This is a genomic window from Xenorhabdus sp. KK7.4 (assembly GCF_963876465.1).
GTDB lineage: Bacteria > Pseudomonadota > Gammaproteobacteria > Enterobacterales > Enterobacteriaceae > Xenorhabdus > Xenorhabdus stockiae.
In genome coordinates this window covers 1-21,300 of record NZ_CAWNQF010000069.1, presented here as the reverse complement: position 1 = coordinate 21,300, position 21,300 = coordinate 1, and the positions used below count along the sequence as shown (strand labels likewise).

The following is a 21,300-nucleotide window of genomic DNA, read 5'->3' as shown; positions in this document are numbered from 1 at the left end:
TACTCCATGTTAGAGCTGTTGTTTCTGTTGCTTCCTATTGCTGCCGCGTATGGCTGGTATATGGGACGCAGAAGTGCTCAACAAGATAAGCAACAATCGGCAGACCGCCTGTCACGTGAATATGTTGATGGGGTTAATTTTTTACTTTCGAACCAACAGGACAAGGCAGTCGATCTGTTTCTTGATATGTTAAAAGAGGACAGTTCCGCGTTTGAAGCACATTTAACGCTGGGCAACCTGTTCCGCTCCCGTGGTGAAGTTGAAAGAGCCATCCGTATTCACCAATCCCTTATGGAAAGTGCCTCCCTGACATTTGAACAGCGTTTACTGGCAACTCAGCAGCTCGGTAGAGATTACATGGCCGCGGGGTTATATGATCGGGCAGAAAATATGTTTGTTCAGTTAATCGATGAAAAGGATTTTCGGGAGAGCGCACTTAATTCTTTGCTGACTATCTATCAGTCAACCAGTGACTGGAGCAAAGCCATCGAGGTGGCAGAGAAACTGGTCAGGCTGGGTAAACAGCAATTCCGCGAAGAAATCGCCCATTTTTACTGTGAATTAGCTCTACAGGGAATGAGGGAAGACGGTTTCAGTGATGCTATCGGGTATTTGAATAAAGCTGCTCAGGCGAATAAAAATTGTGCCCGTGTATCGATCATGTTTGGCCGTATTTATATGGCACAGAAAGAATATACCAAAGCAACTGAGGTGCTGAAACGAGTTCTCGAGCAGGATAAGCAACTGGTTAGCGAAGTTTTACCGATGTTGCAGGAGTGCTATAGGGATCTTGTTCAGCCGGAAGGGTGGGAAGCTTTCATCCTGCGTTGCGTGGAAGAAAATTGCGGAGCAATTGCAGAGATCCATCTGGCCGACATTATTGAGCAAAAAGAGGGGCGTGATACAGCCCAGATTTATATTAATCGGCAGTTGGAACGTCATCCGACGATGCGTCTCTTTTATCGCCTGATGGATTACCATCTGGCTGATGCAGAAGAAGGACGGGCCAAAGAAAGCTTGCTTCTTCTGCGGAACATGGTGGGTGAACAGATCCGAACTAAACCAGATTATCGATGCCATAAGTGTGGCTTTACTTCTCGTTCACTTTATTGGCATTGTCCTTCATGTCGTTCGTGGGACACAATTAAACCCATTCGTGGTTTAGACGGGCAGTGACAATGTCACTTTATTGGTGGCGTTTTTTATTTATAAAATTTTTATGCGCGAAATAAAATTCATTTTAAAATTAAAGGCTAAAAAATGACATCCCATACAGGTCAAGCTTTAGGTAAGCAAGTTGAATCACCGGTTGTTGTTGCGTTGGATTATGACAATCAGGATGCAGCACTGGCATTTGTCGATAAGATTGATCCTCAATCTTGTCGTCTGAAAGTGGGCAAGGAGATGTTTACATTAAATGGCCCGCAGTTTGTCCGTATGTTGCACCAGCGTGGTTTTGACGTGTTCTTGGATCTCAAATTTCATGATATTCCTAACACCACAGCAAGAGCTGTAGCTGCAGCGGCAGAATTGGGCGTTTGGATGGTCAATATTCATGCCGGTGGCGGGGAAAGAATGATGACCGCTGCTAAAGAAATTTTATTACCTTATGGTAAAGATTCTCCATTATTAATCGCCGTTACTGTCCTGACCAGCATGGATCAGTCTGATTTGTTAGGCACCGGGATTGATGTGACACCCGCTCAGCACGCAGAACGTCTGGCGAAACTGACTAAACAGTGTGGTCTGGATGGTGTGGTTTGTTCAGCTCATGAAGCACAACAACTGAAAGCAGCATGTGGTCAGGAATTCAAACTGGTTACACCGGGTATTCGTCCTGAAGGTTCAGATGCCGGGGATCAACGCCGTATTATGACACCACCACAGGCAATTCAGGCCGGTGTGGATTATATGGTGATCGGGCGTCCGATTACACGAGCTGAAAATCCGGCATTGGCATTGCAGCAAATTAATGAATCAATCGGGATTGTTCATGGATAATAACTCACGTCTGGTTTATTCAACAGATAGCGGCCGCATTCAGGAAGAAAAAGCCCCACCGGCTCGCCCTAAAGGTGATGGGATTGTGCGTATCCAACGCCAGACCAGCGGGCGTAAAGGCAAAGGCGTTTGTGTTATCACAGGAATTGATGCTGATGATCAAACCATTTCTAAGCTAGCCGCGGAATTGAAGAAAAAATGTGGTTGCGGTGGCTCAGTTAAAGATGGTGAGATTGAAATTCAGGGCGATAAACGCGATTTATTAAAACAGTTATTGGAAGCAAAAGGGATGAAAGTCAAACTGGCTGGTGGTTGATTTAGCTTTTCATCTCACTATCTCACTTTATCAATCTTCACAAGCTATGCAATGTAACAGACTTATGGCATAGCTTGTGTTCATAATTCCCGTTATAGAATCTTATTTAGCCTGAATTATTATACGCGCTGCTTCTGCCAGTACATCAGGGCGAGCTTTGGCGTTTTTATCGCCGGGTTGAGTGAAATAAGTCACCAATACCAGTGGTGCTCGGTTTCCTGACGGCCAGATTACGGCAATATCGTTGGTTGAGCCATAATCACAGCGACCGGTTTTATCCCCGACAACCCAATCTTTTGGTAATCCAGCACGAATACTGGCATTTCCAGTGGTGTTTCCTTTCAGCCATTCCACCAGTTGCGTACGTTGTTTTGGTGCGAGGGAATCACCTAAAGTCAGTTTATATAGACTTTCTGCCATAGCCTGAGGTGTTGAAGTGTCACGCTTATCACCCGGCTGAACCAGATTTAATTCTGGTTCTTTACGATCCAGCCGAAACATCGTGTCACCGAGAGTTCGGGCAAATGTTGTCACACTTTCAGGGCTACCTAACTGGTTAATGATCAGGTTCATGGCAGTATTATCACTATATTGCAAAGTTGCTGCACTTAGCTCCGCCAGTGTCATACCAGTTTCAATATATTTTTCAGTAATCGGACTGTATTCAACTAAATCAGATTGTTTGTAATTAACTCTTTGCTTTAACAAATTTTCATCTGTTTCGCTTTTTTTCAACAGCGCAGAAACTGCCATAAATTTACTGGTGCTACATAATGGAAAACGCTCATTTGTGCGATAGCCGATAGTTGAATTGTCTGCGCTATTGATTAAGACCACTCCAAGATGCCCATTGGCACTTTGTTCCAACGTAGTAAGCTGCTTAATTATTTGCTCTTGCTGAACGTTATCGGAAGATGCCTGAGAAGGGAAAATTATCAGGGTACTCAGCAAAGGTAAGAGGGTTACAGCACCATGTATAAATTTGGGTATGAATTTAGGGGTGATTTGTTGTGTAGGGAATTTCATATGAAATTAAATGATGATTTAAGTTTTGTTATGAAACTGCCGCTTATAATAGCGGCAGTGTGTTTATGTTCTGGAAATCCCCGTTTTATTGGGTATAGCCTATTATGTTGATCCTGTGTTAACTAACAGGACGCGCCACGATATTGCGGGTTTCCATTCTGACTTCTTCAAGGCGCACATCGATAATATCGTTCAGGCGATAAACTGCTTCGCCTTTAATCAGGACAGAGCCGGTTTCCTGACTGCATTGAAGTTCATCACGGACGGAATGCAGGAATGGCCCCGGAACGAAAGCAATTGCACCATTGTCGACCAAACGAACACGCAGACCACCACGAGTGATATCAATAATCTCAGCAGCAAAGATTTTATCTGTGCCAGCATAAGGTTTGAGATAACGGGCATAGAGCCAGTCCCCAACATCGCGCTCGGCCATACGGTTTGCACGTCGGCGTTCGGACAGCTGCAAACAGATCTCTTCAGCCGGTTTTTCTGCTTCAGTGTTTTGAATAACGGCTTTCAGCAAACGGTGATTGATAATATCGCTGTACTTACGGATAGGGGACGTCCATGTGGCGTATGCGTCAAAACCTAACCCAAAGTGTGGACCCGGTTCAGTTTTAATTTCCGCAAAGGTCTGGAAGCGACGGATACGGCTATCAAGGAACTGAGTCGGTTGCTTATCCAGCTCACGGCGTAATTCACAAAACCCTTCCAGCCCAATAAGTGCTTCCGGACAAGTTTCAATACTGTGTTCTTTGAGTACGTCAACAACCTGTTCAATCTGTGTTGGTTCAAAGCCGGTGTGAACGTTATAAATACCAAAGCCTAACTTATCGCGCAGGACTTTCGCAGCACAAAGGTTAGCTGCAATCATTGCTTCTTCAACAATGCGGTTTGCAGAGCGACGCTGTTCAGTGACAATATCAGTGACATTCCCGCCTTCATCCAGAATAAACCGGTAATCAGGGCGATCTTTAAATACCAGAGCGTGCTGTTGGCGCCAGTTATTACGGCGTTCACACATCTCTTTTAACAGTGTGATTTGTTCAGTGACAGCATCTGAACCCGGTTTCCAGCCTTCCTTGCCTTCCAGCCAATCAGAAATTTCGTCATAAACCAGCTTGAATTTCGATTCGACCCAAGCGGCAAAGAATTGAATGTCATCACCTAATTGCCCGTCTTCCAAAATGGAAACCTGACAAACCAGAGCAGGGCGGCGGGCATTCGGACGAAGAGAACACAAATCATCAGAGAGTTCGCGGGGCAGCATTGGAATATTGAAGCCCGGCAGATAGTTGGTAAAGCTGCGTTGATAAGCGATTGTGTCCAGATCGCTGCCAGCCTTGATATAGGCAGTCGGGTCGGCAATAGCAATGGATAGTTTCAGGCTGCCATCATCATTTTTGATAATATGCAATGCGTCATCCATATCTTCAGTCGTTGCACTGTCGATTGTGACGAAATTAAGGGAGGTCAGGTCGATACGCTCAAGAGAACCATCATCCAACTGGCAATCTGCCATTGATGGGGCTTCACGTTCCAGACTGTGGCGAGTAAGAGTAACCCACCACGGAGCGAAGTGATCATCACCACGGGTAATATAGCCGGTTATTTCAGCATGGAAACCGCGATCACCTTTCAGTGGATGACGGCGCATTTCAGCAACTGCCCAGTCACCTTGTTCAAAATTATGAGTTACCTGACTGGATGGTCGGCATGGAATAGAGTCTTTTAACAATGGATGGTCAGGAATAATCCATAGTCGGTTGTCGTTTTCTTTTCTCTGCACCCGACCAACAAAACGGGTCAGGAAAGGTTCAATCAGTTCTTCTGGTTCAGCGACTTCTTTTTCTTTATCGGTATGAATAGCAGCACTGACTCGATCGCCGTGCATCACTTTCTTCATATAAGGAGGAGGAATAAAGTAACTTTTTTGACCATCGACTTCCAGAAAGCCGAAGCCCTTTTCTGTTCCTTTGACTAAACCTTCTACACGCAAGGTTTGAGAATGTAGTTGCTGTTTTAGCTGAGCAAGCAGCGGATTGTTTTGAAACATAATAATCAGGAGAGTTGTGGAGTTATTATCGATAATTTAGGTAATAGTTTTACGCGAATCGAGGGTATCGGGCAAGTAACATCTTATCAAAACACGAAAAAGTACCTAGTGAGAGTAATATTTATACAGCTTACAGATGATCATGCAGTAACAATAATAATATAAGATAATGTGCTGAATATTCACTCAAAGGTTAGCTCTGAATTTAATATCTGATGAATATAGTTGTTTATTTAAATATTTTATTGGATTTAATTAAATATTGTTAATTAAACATTTATAAACGTTATTTGACTAGAATATGTTGTTGTGTAAATTCATGGCTGATAATAAACGAAGGTGTTTTTTCTTCTTCATCAGAACTGAAGTCCTTTTTATCATTCCTGATTTAATTATCTTTTTGATTTTTATGTTTGTTTTTCTATTTTCTCTGGTTTTAACTAACTTGTTTTTCTTTAGGTATATATGCTCGATAAACTTCAAGTTACAACGGGCAATATGAGGTGAGTCCTTATATCTCCCCGCGGCGCGGGGGGATATAACACGCATCTTGAAGTTGAATAGGTATAAGAGGGTAATGGCGATATTTACGCTATTAAAATAAATATAGTATTTAAATTGCTGACTATTAAAAAAGAGACAGGCATGGATAATTTTCAATTTTATTATCAGTGGGAATTGGATTACCTACAGCAAATTGAAAAATTAGCCAGTAAAGAAAAAACACATTTAGCAGAAAATTTTAATGGATGTGATCCTGATATTGAGCGGCTGAATCAGGGTTTTTCTGTGTTAATGGCTCGTTTACATCAAAAAGTAGATGATGCTTTTCCTGAAATTACTTTACCGTCTGCACGGATAGGCACATAACATCTCCCGCCTAATCAGGCGGGAGAGAAGGATTTATAACTCCGTCTTATCCTCAAACTCACACAGATCTTCAATAATGCAAGATCCACAGCGTGGTTTACGGGCAATGCAAGTATAGCGTCCGTGTAAGATTAGCCAGTGATGACAGTCAACCTTGAACTCATCAGGGACGACTTTTAGTAGTTTCTTTTCCACTTCATCAACATTTTTCCCCGGAGCAAACTGCGTCCGGTTGCTGACGCGGAAAATATGGGTATCAACCGCAATGGTAGGCCAGCCAAACGCGGTGTTCAGCACAACGTTGGCCGTTTTACGGCCCACGCCCGGTAATGCCTCCAGCGCTGCGCGATCTTCCGGCACTTCGCCTTGATGCTTTTCCAGCAAAATCCGGCAGGTTTTAATCACGTTCTCGGCTTTGGTGTTATATAACCCGATGGTTTTTATAAACTCTTTTAAGCCATCAACGCCTAAATCAAGAATAGTTTGTGGCGTATTGGCAACCGGATACAATTTTGCTGTCGCCTTATTCACGCTGACATCAGTCGCCTGAGCAGACAACAATACCGAAATCAATAATTCAAACGGTGAATTGAAAACCAGTTCAGTGGTTGGTGTTGGGTTGTTATCCCGTAAGCGGGTCAGAATTTCGACCCGTTTTTGTTTATTCATGCCTGATTACACCCTTAGCCTTTTGTGATATTGCTGCCACAGCCTTTATCCACTTCGTAGTGACGTGTTTTGCTCTCTGAACGGTTTCTGAGGCGTTCATCAATAATGTATTTCCCCGCCAGCATTAATCCTAATCCGATAAAGGCTCCCGGTGGCAGGATAGCGAGCAGGAACGGGGAATCCATATGAATAATTTCAATCCGCAGGACTTTAGCCCAGCTTCCTAATAACAGATCTGCACCATCAAACAGTGTGCCATTGCCCAGAATTTCACGCATTGCACCCAGAACGAACAGGGCAAACGTTGCCCCGAGTCCCATAGCAATACCATCAATCGCTGAGTGATAGATAGAGTTTTTTGATGCGTAGGCTTCTGCACGGCCGATAACGATACAGTTAGTTACAATCAACGGAATAAAAATGCCCAGTGATTCATATAACCCGAATGCAAAGGCATTGATTAACATCTGAACGGCACTGACGACAGAGGCAATGATCATCACATAAATCGGAATGCGGATTTCATGGGGAACCCAGCGGCGCAGGGCGGATACGGCAATATTGGTACTCAGCAGCACCAGCGTTGTTGCCAGCCCCAATCCCAATGCATTGGTGGCAGTAGAAGAGACGGCTAAAAGGGGGCAAAGCCCCAGAAGCTGTACTAATGCAGAGTTGTTCTTCCATAATCCCTGAAGAAACAGGTTTTTGGTTTCACTCATTTATTTAGCTCCACATGTCGGTAATGAAGAAAGTTGTGCCGGAATGGTTTCCATATAGATTGCTGTGCGTTTAACGGCGTTGACCACAGCACGTGGGGTAATGGTTGCTCCGGTAAACTGATCAAATTCTCCGCCATCTTTTTTCACCGCCCAGTGTGGATCGCTTGGTGAGGTAATTTTTTTGCCGGAAAACGCATAAATCCAATTGGAGATACGGGTATCAATTTTATCCCCTAATCCCGGTGTTTCATGGTGTTCAGTCACACGAACACCAAACACCTTGCCGGAAAAGTCAGCCCCGACCAACAATTGGATTGCACCGGAATAACCATCTGGAGCAGTGCTTTCTAGTGCTGCCGCAACAGGAATTCCATTTTTACGGGCGAGATAGAGGCGATGAGGTTGTTGGCTGCCCAGAGCATCCGCTGTTACCAGATAGCATTCATTTGGCATATCGTTATCATAGAGAGCGGGTGGAACAACCTGATCCAGTAATATTTTATGCTGTAATGCAGCTTGCTCAGCAATCCTGTCTTTTGTTAAGGAATAGACAACCGCAGTTAACCCTGTCGTGCAGGCGGCAAAAATAGCGAGAGTGATACCGTGACGTCGCATAGTTTCTAACATAGTCACTCCCTTATTTATGACCGTAAGCGCGAGGCTGAGTGTAATTGTCGATCAGAGGTACACAGATGTTTGCCAGTAAAACAGCGAAAGCGACTGCATCCGGGTAACCACCATAAACTCGAATTATCCAAATCAGTAAACCAATAATGGCGCCGTAAATCAGGCGGCCTTTTGGTGTTGTTGAGGCGCTGACCGGATCGGTGGCGATAAAAAATGCACCTAACATAGTTGCTCCGGAAAAGAGCTGTAATAAAGGTGGTGAGTAACGACCGGGATCAATCAGCCAGCTAATCAGGGCACAGCTTCCCAGTACCAGAATAAATGCTGTTGGAATATGCCAGCTAATGATTTTGCGGTTCAGCATGATTAATCCGCCAAACAGGTAAGCCACATTGATCCACTGCCAGCCAATGCCTGCCAGAGTCCCTTGCAAGATGGGCTGTTGTAATACTTCAGTTATATCATGTGTCAGCCTTCCGGTTTTGAAGCTGTCCAGCGGTGTGGCCTGACTTAATCCATCAATACCCTGTAAAAGTTGTAATAGAGTCGAGCCGTCAGGTGTATGACCTGTGAAAATGACCATCAGACACTCCAAGGGAGTCAAAGTAACGGCCTGTAAGGAAGCGGGGGGCATCCAGCTGGTCATTTGTACCGGAAATGAGATAAGCAGAACCACATAACCAACCATCGCCGGATTAAATGGGTTTTGTCCCAGACCGCCATAAAGATGCTTGGCAATGATAATGGCGGAGAAAGTACCCAGAACGATGAGCCACCACGGTGCCAGTGGTGGCAGGCTGATCCCCAGCAGCAATCCGGTGACTAAGGCAGAGTTATCTTCCAGGCAGGGAATAACCAGCTGTTTTTTTAATGTGATAGCAGCGGATTCTGCCAACAGAGCGGTAATAACTGCCAATAAGATCTGGATTAGTGTTCCATAACCAAAGAAGTAAGTTTGTAGTGCGATACCGGGTATAGCAGCAAAAACCACCCATAACATAATTTGGCTGGTATTTTTTTTACTGTGTGTAAAAGGCGAACTGGCGACTTTTAACAGGTTATTGTCAGTGTTGACTGGCCTAAATTTCATCGATAAATGTCACTATTCTGTTAGAGTTTCTTGTTTTTCCTGAGCAGCTTTCTTCGCTTTAACACGAGCAATGGCTGCTGCGACAGCGGCTTTACGTGGGTCCGCCTCTTCTGAAACCGCCGGCTGAACTTCTGGCGCCGGTGTTGGTTCAGGCTGAGCCTGAGCGGCTTTTTTCGCTTTAGCACGAGCAATGGCTGCTGCGACAGCGGCTTTACGCGGATCCGCTTCTTCTGAAACCGCCGGCTGAACTTTTGGCGCGGGTGTCGGTTCAGGTTGAGCCTGAGCCGCTTTTTTCGCTTTAGCGCGGGCAATCGCGGCTGCAAGAGCCGCTTTACGCGGATCCGTTTCTTCCGAAACCTCCGGCTGAACTTCTGATGCAGGTGTCGGTTCAGGCTGAACCTGAGCAGTTTTCTTCGCTTTGGCGCGGGCAATTGCGGCTGCAAGAGCCGCTTTACGAGGATCTTCTTCGTTTGCTACAGAGTCTGCGGTTGTTGTAGTTGCATTCGCTGTCTGTTTTTCAGCCTGGCGAGCGCGTAATTGTTCTTTTCTTGCCTTACGTGCTGCAATTGCTGCCGAATTATCAGGTAACTGACCGGCTTGTACGGTGATTTCCTCTCCCGCAGAGGATTGTTTTTCCTTCGCGCGAGCCAATGCGGCCTGTACAGCGTTTGTATCCTGATTGCCTACCTGAACGGCTGCTTTTTTATGACGTTCTTCACGAGCCAGTTTTTCGCGCTCCATACGTGCCTGCTTGGCTTCAAACCTTAGTTTAGCTTCGGTAGCCCGGCGGGTTTCAGCATCAATGGCGCGTATTTCAGCTTTTTCCTGTCGGTAGTATTGAACAAGCGGGATATTACTAGGACAGACATAAGCACAGGCCCCACACTCAATACAGTCAAATAAGTTATGGTTTTTGGCTTTTTCGTGTTCCTGGCCCCGGCTGAACCAGTAAAGTTGTTGAGGTAATAATCCGGCAGGACAGGCTTCAACACATAAACCACAACGAATACAGGCTTCTTCTGTAGTTTTTGGCTCCATTTCCTGTATAGAAGGAGCAAGTATACAGTTGCTGATTTTGACGATGGGGACATTCAAGTCAGGCAGAGTAAAACCCATTAACGGGCCACCCATAACGACCATCTGCTCTGACTGAGGAATAAACCCGGCCTGCTGCAACAGAAACTGAACCGGTGTTCCTAAACGTGCCCAGAAATTACCGGGTGAAGCAACAGCTTCTCCTGTCAGGGTAACCACGCGCTCAATCAATGGTTCCCCATCAATAATAGCCCGTTTAATAGCCACCACAGTACCGACATTCTGCATCAGGGTACCAATATCAGAAGAGCGGCCACCAGACGGGACTTCTTTGCCTGTCAGTATCTTGGTTAGCTGCTTTGCACCGCCGGAAGGGTATTTTGTCGGAATGACACGCACGGCAATCGATTTATCACCTTGCAGGGCAAGATTCAGAGCGCTGATCGCTTCTGGTTTGTTATCTTCGATACCAATCAGAACCTGCTTCGGATTAAGCAGATGCATCAGAATACGGATGCCTTCAATGATTTCGCTGGCATGTTCCTGCATCAGGCGATCATCTGCTGTGATATAAGGTTCACATTCGGCTGCATTGATGATCAATGTGTTGATGTAGTTCCCGCCACCTTTCAATTTTGCCGCTGTCGGAAACCCTGCTCCGCCAAGGCCAGCAATACCGGATGCATGAATACGTTGTAGTAAAGTATCAGCATCAAGAGATGTGTAATCTAAGGTTTTAACTTGTTCGCACCATTGATCTTGACCATCCGGCAGCAAACGGACGCATAATTCTTTCAGACCCGATGGGTGAGCTGTAACACAGGGTTCAATGGCTGTGATCGTACCGGAAGTTGAAGCATGAACAGGGACGGTTCTACCAGAACCCTGTGTCAGTGGCTGGCCTTTCAATACGTTATCTCCGGCTTTTACCAGTAACTCTCCCTCAGGGCCAATATGCTGCTGGAGGGGAATAATTAATTCCTCTGGTAACGGAGCATAGCGTAACGGTGTCCGGCTGGATTGCAGCTTCATTTCCGGCGGATGGATACCACCATCGAAATCCCATATTTTGTTTTTGTTGGTAAGCAAATTGAATAGGTTAAACATTGACTTTAACCTCAACAGGCTTAACAGATGACATAAACAAAGAATTTGGTTCAGCAGGAATATTTTTGACCGGAATGGAATTCAAATCCCATTTCCAGTTGGATGTGGTAGTGGCTACAGGGATCATCGTGATGCAATCGGTCGGGCATGGGGCGACACATAAATCGCAGCCAGTGCAGAGATCTTCAACTACGGTATGCATTGCGCGGTTTGCACCGATAATTGCATCAACAGGGCAGGCCTGAATACACTTTGTGCAGCCTATGCAGTTTTCTTCATCAATAAAAGCAACTTTTCTGGCCGGGTTTTGTATGCTTTCATCGCCATCCAGCGGTTGTGGGTCAACGCCGAGCAATTCAGACATTTTGAGCATCACTTGCTCTCCGCCCGGAGCACATTTGTTGATCATCTCTCCATTGTTGATAACCGCCTCGGCATAAGGGCGGCAGCCCGGATAACCACATTGCCCACACTGGCTTTGTGGCAACAGATTATCAACTTTTTCAACGATTGGATCTTCTTCCACCTTAAAACGGCGAGCAGCAAAACCCAGAATTAATCCAAAAATTAACCCGAGTACACTGAGTACGCCGACAGCAATCCATAAAGATATCATCAGAATTTCACCAAACCACTAAAGCCCATAAATGCAAGGGACATTAACCCTGCAGTGACAAGCCCTATCGATGAACCACGAAAAGGGGCAGGTATATTGGCAACAGCCAGACGTTCACGAATGGCGGCAAACAGCACCATGACAAGTGAAAACCCGGCCGCAGCACCGAAACCATATACAGCAGACTGTAAAAAGTTATGCGATTGATTAACATTCAGTAGAGCTACGCCGAGTACAGCACAGTTTGTTGTTATCAGAGGCAGGAAAATGCCTAATAAACGGTAGAGTGAGGGGCTGGTTTTACGGACAGCTAACTCAGTGAACTGAACGACAACAGCAATTACAAGAATGAAACTTAGTGTGCGTAAATAAACCAAATCCAATGGAATAAGAATATAAGTATTTACCAGCCATGAACTGATGGAGGCAAGTGTCAGAACAAATGTGGTCGCCATTCCCATCCCAATAGCGGTTTCAAGTTTTTTTGAAACACCCATAAACGGACATAGGCCCAAAAACTTCACTAAAACGAAGTTATTGACCAGAACCGTGCCAATAAATAACAGAAGGTATTCAGTCATTGCTATACCTGAAAATAAGATTATTTGATGAAAATAATATAGTCGTGAAAGTGACAGAAACTCCCCACGTTGCGGTGAGGCAAGTGGGGGCAATGATAACAACCAATTGTGGGGGATGTTATCGATCTTGTGTGAAAGTCATTTTTACCCGATAAGAGCGCTTAATATAAGGAACAAAAACAGCAGCCGCTAATAGTGACCAAAGTAATGAGCTGACTGCAAGTTCGTCAGAAATGGGGGAGAATGCAAAAGCTTTGACAGCAATAAGTACTGAAAGTGTCAGCCAGATGATAAAAATACGCGGGAACCGTTTTGAACGAATAAAAAGCAATTTTAATACCCAAAGCGTAAAACACCACATAATAGCCGTGGTTAATACGGATATATACCATTGGAGTGCGAAATCGCCACCTATTCGATGAATTAACGTACTTTGATAGGAATAGGTTATTCCATATAACACTAACATTGTACTGGCAGCAATAAATGTCATGACTAAATAAGCAGCAGGGGCTAATAGCCAACCATTAATACGGTAATAATCATTGGATTGATACATACAAAACATTCTCTCCATGATGGGTATTCAAATATAAAAAAGATAGTAACACAGGAAGTAGGATTATTTGCTAATGAGTCACCGCAGGTGATATTTTCTTATCCTTTTTGTAAATGTTGAGAGGTCATTATGAGTCATCTTCTGAAGGTTGGTCTGGTTGGATATGGTTATGCCAGTAAAACGTTTCATGCACCATTGATTGCGGGAACGCCGAATGTAGAATTAGTTGCTATTTCCAGCAGTGATGCCGAGAAAGTCAAAAAAGACTGGCCGGACATGAATGTTGCTTCTTCTCCAGAAGCATTATTTAACGATCCTGACATTGATCTTATTGTGATCCCAACGCCTAACGATACACATTTCCCATTAGCACAAAAAGCGTTGGCTGCCGGAAAGCATGTTGTGGTCGATAAACCTTTCACGATTACGGTGGCAGAAGCCGAAGCTCTCAAAAAACAGGCAGAAGAGGCTAATTTATTATTATCGGTATTTCATAATCGTCGCTGGGATTCAGGTTTTCTGACAGTTCAATCACTACTGAAAGACAATGTGTTGGGCGAATTAAAGTATTATGAATCTCATTTTGACCGTTATCGCCCGGCTGTACGTCAACGCTGGAGAGAGGCGGCAGGCGCAGGCAGCGGGATTTGGTATGATTTAGGCCCTCATTTGTTGGATCAGGCGGTGCAGCTTTTTGGCAAACCTCAGGCTATTACAACTGATTTGGGTATAATACGTCCAAATGCTGAAACTGCTGATTACTTCCATGCTCAGCTAAAATACCCTACGCTGAAAGTTGTATTACATGCATCAATGCTTGTTGCCGCAGAATCTCCTATTTATACCTTACATGGTATGTCTGGCAGTTACGTAAAATATGGTTTAGATACACAGGAAGATTGTCTGAAGGCAGGAGAAAGCCTGACACAAGAAGATTGGGGATATGATGCGCGTGAGGGTCATGTGACAGTGTCACAAAATGATAATCTGATTACGCAGACTGTTCCTAATTTACTGGGTAATTATGGCGCGTATTATGCTGCTGTCCGTGATGCTATTTTGGCGGGAAAACCGAATCCTGTGACGGCGGAGGAAGCTATCCTGATTATGAAACTGATTGAAGCAGGTGAAAAATCAGCGAAAGAGCAACGCACAGTAGTTATCGATTGACTGATTTAGTGATGGAGTAATCCTAAGGTAAGAGGAAGGGTACTGATGAATTGGTTGCAAAAATTAAAAATAGATCCTTTTCTGTTAACACTGCTTACTGTGGTCATGATTGCATCGTTTTTTCCCTGTGAAGGGGAAGTGAAAACGTGGTTCCAGTACCTGACTACGGTAGCCATTGCACTGTTATTTTTTATGCATGGAGCCAAACTTTCGCGTGATGCCATTCTGGCGGGAATAGGGCACTGGCGTTTACATCTGGTTATCTTTCTGAGCACGTTTGTTTTGTTTCCTGTACTGGGTATGGGGTTACATTTCATTGTGCCGGAATGGATGTCACCGTCTGTGTACATGGGGTTTCTGTATCTTTGTGCATTACCAGCCACGGTGCAGTCAGCCATCGCTTTTACCTCCGTTGCTAAAGGCAATGTTGCCGCAGCGATATGCAGTGCTTCTGCTTCCAGTTTACTGGGAATATTTCTCTCACCTCTACTTGTCGGTTATCTTATCCAGACGCATGATGGTGGAAGCCATCCTGATACATGGCAGGCGATAAAAGATATTATCCTGCAATTGATGGTACCTTTTATTGTTGGCCATTTGTCACGTCCATTGATTGCTAATTGGGTCGAAAAGCATAAAAAACTGGTTAATATCACCGATCGCTCATCTATTTTGCTGGTGGTTTATGTCGCATTCAGCGAAGCCGTTGTCGAAGGTATCTGGCATAAAATTGATGCTTACTCACTGATAATGATCGGTATTGTCTGTTGTGTTCTGCTTGCTGTGGTATTAACCATCAATGTATACAGTTCACGCTTACTGGGGTTCAGTAAAGAAGATGAAATAACAATCGTTTTTTGTGGTTCGAAGAAAAGCCTTGCCAATGGTGTGCCGATGGCAAATGTGCTATTTCCAGCCGCAATGGTGGGCATTATGCTGTTGCCACTGATGATATTCCATCAAATCCAGCTGATGGTTTGTGCTGTACTCGCCAATCGATATGCCAGACGTTCAAAAAAGGCAGAGTAACTTCTGCCTTTATACCTTCATATCATCAGCCTGATATAAGCTTAAACCGTCTGTTAACGGTTTGCGACTTTCATTCTTAATGCCTGTTTTTCCGCTTCGCTGAGGAATGCGGTTTCCAGACCATTTATCTGTGCCAGTCGGATCTGCTCTGGTGACAAGCCTGCGGCAGGGGCGGCAACATGGTATTCATGGCGAATTTCAATTCCTTCAACAGCCGGATCATCAGTATTGATGGATGCCAGAATGCCATGTTCAAGGAATTTTTTCAGTGGGTGAGCGGATAAAGCGCTGACAGTGCTGGTTTGCAGGTTTGATGTCAGGCAGGATTCAATACCAATACGGTGCTCTGCCAAATAATCCATCAGTGCCGGATCGGTAATGGCTTTAACACCGTGGCCAATTCGGGTTGCTCCCAGTTCACGAATCGCGTGCCAGATACTTTCCGCACCTGCTGCTTCTCCGGCGTGCACGCTGATATTCCAGCCTGCATCACGGGCCTGAATAAAGTGTTGTTCAAATAAATGCCCGGGGAAACCCAGTTCATCACCCGCTAAATCCATTGCAGTAATATGTTGCTTATGAGCGAGCAGACCGGCTAATTCCTCAGAGCAGGCTTTTTCTCCGAATGTTCTGCTCAGAATACCAATCAGACGGATTTGGATATCGTGCTGCTTGCTGGCGGAATGAATGCCATCGATGACCGCTTCCACGACTCCCTCAACAGGAAGCTGGTGTTTCATCGCCATATAATAAGGAGAGAAACGCAGCTCAGCATAATCCAGACCGGCATTAACCGCATCTTCTACGTTTTCTACAGCAACGCGGCGGCAGGCATCCAAATCAGCCAGTACAGTAACGCCCCAGTCAAGTTTTTGCAGGAAACTGACGAGATCTGGCTCACTTTCAATGATCTGAACATGAGGACGCAGAGCTTCCAGCTCATAGGCAGGAAGAATGATATTGTGTTGACGACCAAGATCCAGAATCGTTTCGGGACGAATGTTACCGTCAAGGTGGCGGTGTAAATCGGTCAGCGGAAGCTGTGTATCAATCATTTTTTATCCTTTTTGTTTTACTAAAGTTATCATAAAAAGTATACAAAAAAGCCAGTCAACGCATTGACTGGCAATGAAAGTACTATCTATCGGTTTTTTTTACGATGTTTTCGCTGTTTAGGCTTCTTCAGCCTCAGCATGTACTTTCTTATAGAGAACCTTGATAGGGTTTTGTGTTATTCAGCCGCAGGAAGACTAGTTTCACCATCATGCTGATTTTGCTCATCGGCATCATCATAGGAGTCGATGAGGTTATGATCAAGCAGGAATTGATGCAGGTTGAACTCTTCACCGTTAAATTTGACTTTGTCATCGGCATAATTGAGATTCATGTCAATGGAGTCATCAGTATGGGTAAACAAATTAAGTGCCGTAGTCTGTGCTTCAATCATTTGCACAACACTTTTTCCTGTAGCATCGGCTGCTTCCCTGTTTTCACCCTTGACCATCGCAGACAGAGCGATAGATTCTGTCAGCATTGGTTTTGATAGCTTAATGTCAAGTGAGAAGTTTTTGATCAGACTACGAATGATTTCTTCTTGATTACTATTCTGTAGCTTACTGAAATCGTCAGGAAGGTTATTCAGAGTCGTTGTGAAGTTAGCTGTACTTTCGCCTTTGCTATTTTTGAAGCTAAGAGTTTCGAGGGTGAATGTTGGATTATGTTGCAATAATGCTGGCAGGTTTTCCATCAGCGCAGCATCTGTAGCCTGAGAATACTTTTCTATGTCAAAAGAATGCATTAAGTTGAAGAGAGCGTCATCAGTAGCTCGGTCTATATTACGATAAGCTTGGTTATCAATATGGTACATGGCTAACACAAATTTGGCTGAACCAAAATCCAGGTTTTTAACTTTGATGCCATCAATGGTAAGAGAAGATTTTCCATCCAGATTGTTCTTTTCACCTTCAGTAAAGGTAGAAAAAGATTTGATACCGTTAATGGACATCATATCTTCACCGAATCCACTTAGGCTCACTTCGTCTATGTTTGATAAAGTATCACCGAGATAGGTACCGAATTGGTTTTTTTTTCCATTAAATGAAAAGCTTAAGTCTTTCATTTTAAATGAGGTGTCTTGCTGGGTAGGATCAACTAATTTGAATTCATCACTTTTCCCTGTGGATGTAATTTCACTGAAATCCTTATTAGTATCTATAGTTATGTTTGCGCCTGAAATGACCCATTGAAGGCCTTTTTCAGTGGTGTAATCAACAGGAATGACATTGATATCGAAAGATAAATTACCATCATACGCAACATTTGTATCCACATTAAGTAAGGATTTATTTTTGGTGATTTCAAATAGTTCTTTCAGTAATTCACCGTCTTTTAGCTCGGAATGGATTAATGCTAATTTAGGGCTAAATTTAAATTTAGCAATATCGGAAAGAGGGAAAGGCCCATGCTCAATATTGGATGCGATAACAATGCCTTCTTTCTTATCAAGTTTGCTAGTAAGAGCAAGTTGGACATCCGTGCTAAAGATGCCGCGTTTCACATCTTTTTTCTGCAACTCCAATCCAAGGTCTGGCATTTTTTCGGCCAGTTTTGTATTTGCTTTTTGGAGTGCTGCATCCATACGCGCTTCAACCTGCTTCCCTGTGTACCAGGACGCGCCTGTCCACGCTGCCCCTAAAGCAACAATAACACCTACAGCTACTAGCGATTTTTTCATGTGGGAATTCCATCCTTTTTTGCGCATACGGCATTATTGCCATATGCGATATGTCTTTGTTTAAAAAATAGTTGTTAATTGTATAGATTAACTAGAGAAATTTTAATCACTTTTCAATAAAAGTGTGATTAACTACTGATGGGTAAATTTTTAACCATATGAATTACAATTACTTATTAGATACTAAGGCCAATTTCCCATTACCATAAATAGTTACATTTTTCTCTGCCGCGGCTAAGAAGATGGATTCACCAGCATATAATTTCAGTTCCTGCTCAGCAGACTTGACTGTAATCTGACCGCCAGAACAAAATAGAACCGATGCGGAATCATTTTCCAGTGTTATCGGCTGCCCTGAAACAGCATAAATAGAAAAATGAAAATCGTTGACTGGAACAGAATAATTCAGAGCTTCTTTTTCTTGTGTTGGGATAGTTAACAAGGTGGCAGCAGGTTTAGAGGAAAACTCCAGATTTGCCATTAATTCAGGAACATCGATATGTTTGCTGGTTAAGCCGGCGCGAAGGACATTATCTGAATTTGCCATAACTTCTAATGCAACACCCTCAAGATAAGCATGAGGAGTGCGGGCATAGAGAAACATGGCCTGACCCGGTTGTAATTCCACAATATTGAGCAGGAGAGGAGTAAACAGACCATTATCGTCGGGATAAAATTCTGTCATTTTTTTAATCGTTTCCCATGGCTCTCCCTGACGGCTATTCAATGCAGATTTCAATACCGCAAGCGCTAAACTTTTCTGTTTACCCTGCATATTGAGCAATTGAGCAAAAAGGAATGATAAACCCTGCTCGGTAGGGTGTTGAATAAATGGCTGGATATCGGGATGTGCGTTCGAGACATAACTCAGTAACTCAGTTATTTCTGATAAAGGCCGGAAAGCATTCATCGCTCTGAATGGAGTCAGCGCATACACTAATTCAGGCTTATGGTTATCATCTTTATAATTACGCTGGGGTGAATTCAGAGGAATACCCGCAGCATTTTCTCTGGTAAAACCTTTTTCTGCCGATGATTTATCCGGATGCACCTGAATAGAAAGTGGCTGAGCTGCGCACAAGACTTTAAATAAAAAGGGTAGCCGCCCGAACTGCGTGGCGACTTTTTTACCCAGATATTTTTCCGGGTCCTGAGCGATAAGCTGATTTAGGGCAATAGGCTGGCCCGTTTCAGGATCAGCTACCTGAGAACTGCATTTGGGATGTGCGCCCATCCATAGCTCTGCCATAGGCTGATTATCCGGATTCGCGATACCATAAATATCGGTCAGTGCGGTTGTACTTCCCCAATCATAATGTTGGATTTGGTTGGTCATTTTCAGCATGGCGGATTTCCTTGTAATAAAAAAACTTATTTATACAACAACTTTATATGACAACAATACAATAAACACGATTAGGTCGCATTATCGATAATAAATTTATGGCATTATAAAGAGATGCCGATTAATTTATCTGCACTGTTGGGTGAGTTAAAAACAGTTGGATCCGGCGTATTCAATTATTCTGTGTGCTAAGGAGATAGTAATGGCAGCCACTCGCATTGAAAAAGACTCAATGGGACCTATCGAAGTACCTGCTGACCAATTATGGGGAGCGCAAACTCAGCGCTCACTGGAGCATTTCCGCATTTCTCAGGAAAAAATGCCTGTTGCATTGATTCATGCTCTTGCGTTAACCAAGCAGGCCGCGGCCAGTGTTAATATGGATCTGGGCCTTTTACCTAAGGAACGCGGTGATGCAATTATCGCTGCGGCGAAAGAGGTGTTGGAAGATAAACACTCGACAGAATTCCCTCTCGCTATCTGGCAGACGGGTTCTGGCACTCAAAGTAACATGAACATGAATGAAGTGCTGGCAAACCGTGGTAGTGAGATCCTTGGTGGTCAAAGAGGTAATGAACGCCTGATCCACCCTAATGATGATGTTAACAAGAGCCAAAGCTCTAATGACGTCTTCCCGACAGCAATGCACGTTGCAGCAGTTATCGCATTACGTGAGCACCTGTTGCCTGAGCTGAACGTTCTGCAAAAAACGCTGGCAGATAAAGCCGAAGCATTTAAAGATATCGTAAAAATTGGCCGTACTCACCTACAGGATGCGACCCCACTGACTTTAGGTCAGGAAATTTCAGGCTGGGCAGCAATGCTGGCTCATAACCTGAAACACATCGAAAACAGCATCCCTCATGTTTGTGAACTGGCGCTGGGTGGAACAGCGGTTGGTACAGGTCTGAATACTCATCCTGAATATGCCGTTCGTGTTGCGAAAAAAATCGCTGAATTATCCGGTCAGCCTTTTATCACTTCACCAAACAAATTTGAAGCATTAGGCACTTGTGATGCACTGGTTCATTCTCATGGTGCACTGAAAGGTCTGGCTTCATCATTGATGAAAATTGCCAACGATGTTCGCTGGTTGGCTTCCGGACCTCGCTGTGGTATCGGTGAAATTTCTATCCCTGAAAATGAGCCGGGTAGCTCCATTATGCCGGGTAAAGTAAACCCGACTCAGTGTGAAGCTATGACTATGCTGTGTGCACAGGTCATGGGTAACGATGTGGCTGTCAATATTGGTGGTGCGTCCGGTAACTTTGAACTGAACGTATTCCGTCCAATGGTAATTCATAACTTCTTGCAGTCCGTTCGTCTGTTGGCTGACGGCATGCGTAGCTTCAATGAGCATTGTGCAATTGGAATTGAGCCTAATCGTGAGCGCATTACTCAATTGCTGAATGAATCGCTGATGCTGGTAACTGCTCTGAATACCCACATTGGCTATGACAAAGCAGCAGAAATCGCTAAGAAAGCACATAAAGAAGGTCTGACTCTGAAGCAATCCGCAATGCAGTTAGGTTACCTGACTGAAGCTGAATTTGACGCTTGGGTTCGTCCGGAAGATATGGTTGGTAGTATGAAGTAACTCTTGCCTATTAATGGCTGATGTGGAACCGGAGGTTTTTCCTCCGGTTTTTTGTATATAGAAAACCCCCTGCTAGGCAGGGGGTTCCGTAGAGCTTTCAGCGATGAGGCAGCTATAAAAACCCCTTTTGATTTGTTAAAACACCTTGCG

General features: G+C 44.2%; 20 protein-coding genes. 7 read left to right on the top strand and 13 right to left on the bottom strand.

The genetic code is table 11. The features are described from left to right. The first annotated feature begins 6 nt into the window (after positions 1 to 6). The 3 genes from lapB to yciH all read left to right on the top strand — a co-directional run bounded on the left by lapB (position 7) and on the right by yciH (position 2,317). On the top strand, positions 7 to 1,176 hold the full coding sequence (lapB, locus tag AACS90_RS10055; RefSeq protein WP_099122540.1) for a lipopolysaccharide assembly protein LapB: 1,170 nt from the start codon (positions 7 to 9) through the stop codon (positions 1,174 to 1,176). Positions 1,177 to 1,260: 84 nt separating this feature from the next. Beyond that, positions 1,261 to 2,001, top strand: a complete 741-nt coding sequence (gene pyrF / locus AACS90_RS10050) for an orotidine-5'-phosphate decarboxylase (RefSeq protein WP_099122539.1) — start codon at positions 1,261 to 1,263, stop codon at positions 1,999 to 2,001. Next, positions 1,994 to 2,317, top strand: a complete 324-nt coding sequence (gene yciH / locus AACS90_RS10045) for a stress response translation initiation inhibitor YciH (RefSeq protein WP_099122538.1) — start codon at positions 1,994 to 1,996, stop codon at positions 2,315 to 2,317. Before pyrF ends, yciH begins: the two co-directional genes overlap by 8 nt. Positions 2,318 to 2,419: 102 nt before the next feature. Here the strand turns inward: yciH and bla are convergent, their stop codons facing one another. Together bla and AACS90_RS10035 are read right to left on the bottom strand one after the other, a co-directional pair. Further along, on the bottom strand, positions 2,420 to 3,322 hold the full coding sequence (bla, locus tag AACS90_RS10040; protein WP_371635535.1) for a class A beta-lactamase: 903 nt from the start codon (positions 3,320 to 3,322) through the stop codon (positions 2,420 to 2,422). Positions 3,323 to 3,461: 139 nt separating this feature from the next. After that, positions 3,462 to 5,402: an exoribonuclease II gene (locus AACS90_RS10035; protein ID WP_099122536.1), complete on the bottom strand. Its 1,941-nt coding sequence runs from the start codon at positions 5,400 to 5,402 to the stop codon at positions 3,462 to 3,464. A gap of 645 nt (positions 5,403 to 6,047) precedes the next feature. On the opposite strand from AACS90_RS10035, the gene AACS90_RS10030 reads away from it, so the two are divergent. Continuing rightward, a complete protein-coding gene (locus AACS90_RS10030) occupies positions 6,048 to 6,272 on the top strand; it encodes a type VI secretion system baseplate subunit TssF (protein ID WP_099122535.1) in 225 nt (74 codons plus the stop codon). 33 nt (positions 6,273 to 6,305) lie between these two features. Here the strand turns inward: AACS90_RS10030 and nth are convergent, their stop codons facing one another. From nth to AACS90_RS09990, 8 genes are all read right to left on the bottom strand, one after another. Beyond that, positions 6,306 to 6,941, bottom strand: a complete 636-nt coding sequence (nth, locus tag AACS90_RS10025) for an endonuclease III (RefSeq protein WP_099122534.1) — start codon at positions 6,939 to 6,941, stop codon at positions 6,306 to 6,308. A gap of 14 nt (positions 6,942 to 6,955) precedes the next feature. Continuing rightward, positions 6,956 to 7,660 (bottom strand): electron transport complex subunit E, encoded by a 705-nt coding sequence (locus AACS90_RS10020; RefSeq protein WP_099122533.1) that lies wholly within the window; start codon positions 7,658 to 7,660, stop codon positions 6,956 to 6,958. Continuing rightward, positions 7,661 to 8,287 carry an electron transport complex subunit RsxG gene (gene rsxG / locus AACS90_RS10015; protein WP_099111463.1) on the bottom strand — a complete coding sequence of 209 codons (627 nt, stop codon included), beginning with the start codon at positions 8,285 to 8,287 and terminating at the stop codon, positions 7,661 to 7,663. Positions 8,288 to 8,297: 10 nt separating this feature from the next. Next, the gene (rsxD, locus tag AACS90_RS10010; protein ID WP_099122532.1) at positions 8,298 to 9,377 is read right to left on the bottom strand and encodes an electron transport complex subunit RsxD; all 1,080 of its coding nucleotides are present in this window, start codon (positions 9,375 to 9,377) and stop codon (positions 8,298 to 8,300) included. 12 nt (positions 9,378 to 9,389) lie between these two features. Further along, positions 9,390 to 11,519: an electron transport complex subunit RsxC gene (rsxC, locus tag AACS90_RS10005; RefSeq protein ID WP_099122531.1), complete on the bottom strand. Its 2,130-nt coding sequence runs from the start codon at positions 11,517 to 11,519 to the stop codon at positions 9,390 to 9,392. Then, on the bottom strand, positions 11,512 to 12,135 hold the full coding sequence (rsxB, locus tag AACS90_RS10000; RefSeq protein WP_099122530.1) for an electron transport complex subunit RsxB: 624 nt from the start codon (positions 12,133 to 12,135) through the stop codon (positions 11,512 to 11,514). The genes rsxC and rsxB overlap by 8 nt, the downstream gene beginning before the upstream one ends. After that, on the bottom strand, positions 12,135 to 12,716 hold the full coding sequence (gene rsxA / locus AACS90_RS09995) for an electron transport complex subunit RsxA (protein WP_099111459.1): 582 nt from the start codon (positions 12,714 to 12,716) through the stop codon (positions 12,135 to 12,137). The genes rsxB and rsxA overlap by 1 nt, the downstream gene beginning before the upstream one ends. Before the next feature lie 118 nt (positions 12,717 to 12,834). Further along, the gene (locus AACS90_RS09990) at positions 12,835 to 13,275 is read right to left on the bottom strand and encodes a DUF2569 domain-containing protein (protein WP_099122529.1); all 441 of its coding nucleotides are present in this window, start codon (positions 13,273 to 13,275) and stop codon (positions 12,835 to 12,837) included. Positions 13,276 to 13,404: 129 nt separating this feature from the next. Here AACS90_RS09990 and AACS90_RS09985 point away from each other — a divergent pair, with 129 nt between their 5' ends. Both AACS90_RS09985 and AACS90_RS09980 read left to right on the top strand, forming a co-directional pair. Then, positions 13,405 to 14,445 (top strand): oxidoreductase, encoded by a 1,041-nt coding sequence (locus AACS90_RS09985; protein WP_099122528.1) that lies wholly within the window; start codon positions 13,405 to 13,407, stop codon positions 14,443 to 14,445. A 45-nt stretch (positions 14,446 to 14,490) separates the two neighbouring features. Then, a complete protein-coding gene (locus tag AACS90_RS09980) occupies positions 14,491 to 15,474 on the top strand; it encodes a bile acid:sodium symporter family protein (RefSeq protein ID WP_099122527.1) in 984 nt (327 codons plus the stop codon). A 53-nt stretch (positions 15,475 to 15,527) separates the two neighbouring features. On the opposite strand, the gene add is transcribed toward AACS90_RS09980, so the two are convergent. The 3 genes from add to manA form a co-directional block, all read right to left on the bottom strand. Next, a complete protein-coding gene (gene add, locus AACS90_RS09975) occupies positions 15,528 to 16,529 on the bottom strand; it encodes an adenosine deaminase (RefSeq protein ID WP_099122526.1) in 1,002 nt (333 codons plus the stop codon). Positions 16,530 to 16,705: 176 nt separating this feature from the next. Beyond that, complete coding sequence (locus AACS90_RS09970) at positions 16,706 to 18,208, bottom strand: YdgA family protein (protein ID WP_193757230.1); 1,503 nt, start codon at positions 18,206 to 18,208, stop codon at positions 16,706 to 16,708. A 169-nt stretch (positions 18,209 to 18,377) separates the two neighbouring features. Further along, positions 18,378 to 19,553 (bottom strand): mannose-6-phosphate isomerase, encoded by a 1,176-nt coding sequence (gene manA, locus AACS90_RS09965; RefSeq protein ID WP_099122524.1) that lies wholly within the window; start codon positions 19,551 to 19,553, stop codon positions 18,378 to 18,380. Positions 19,554 to 19,755: 202 nt separating this feature from the next. Here manA and fumC point away from each other — a divergent pair, with 202 nt between their 5' ends. Further along, positions 19,756 to 21,150, top strand: a complete 1,395-nt coding sequence (gene fumC / locus AACS90_RS09960; protein WP_099122523.1) for a class II fumarate hydratase — start codon at positions 19,756 to 19,758, stop codon at positions 21,148 to 21,150. Positions 21,151 to 21,300 lie beyond the last annotated feature (150 nt).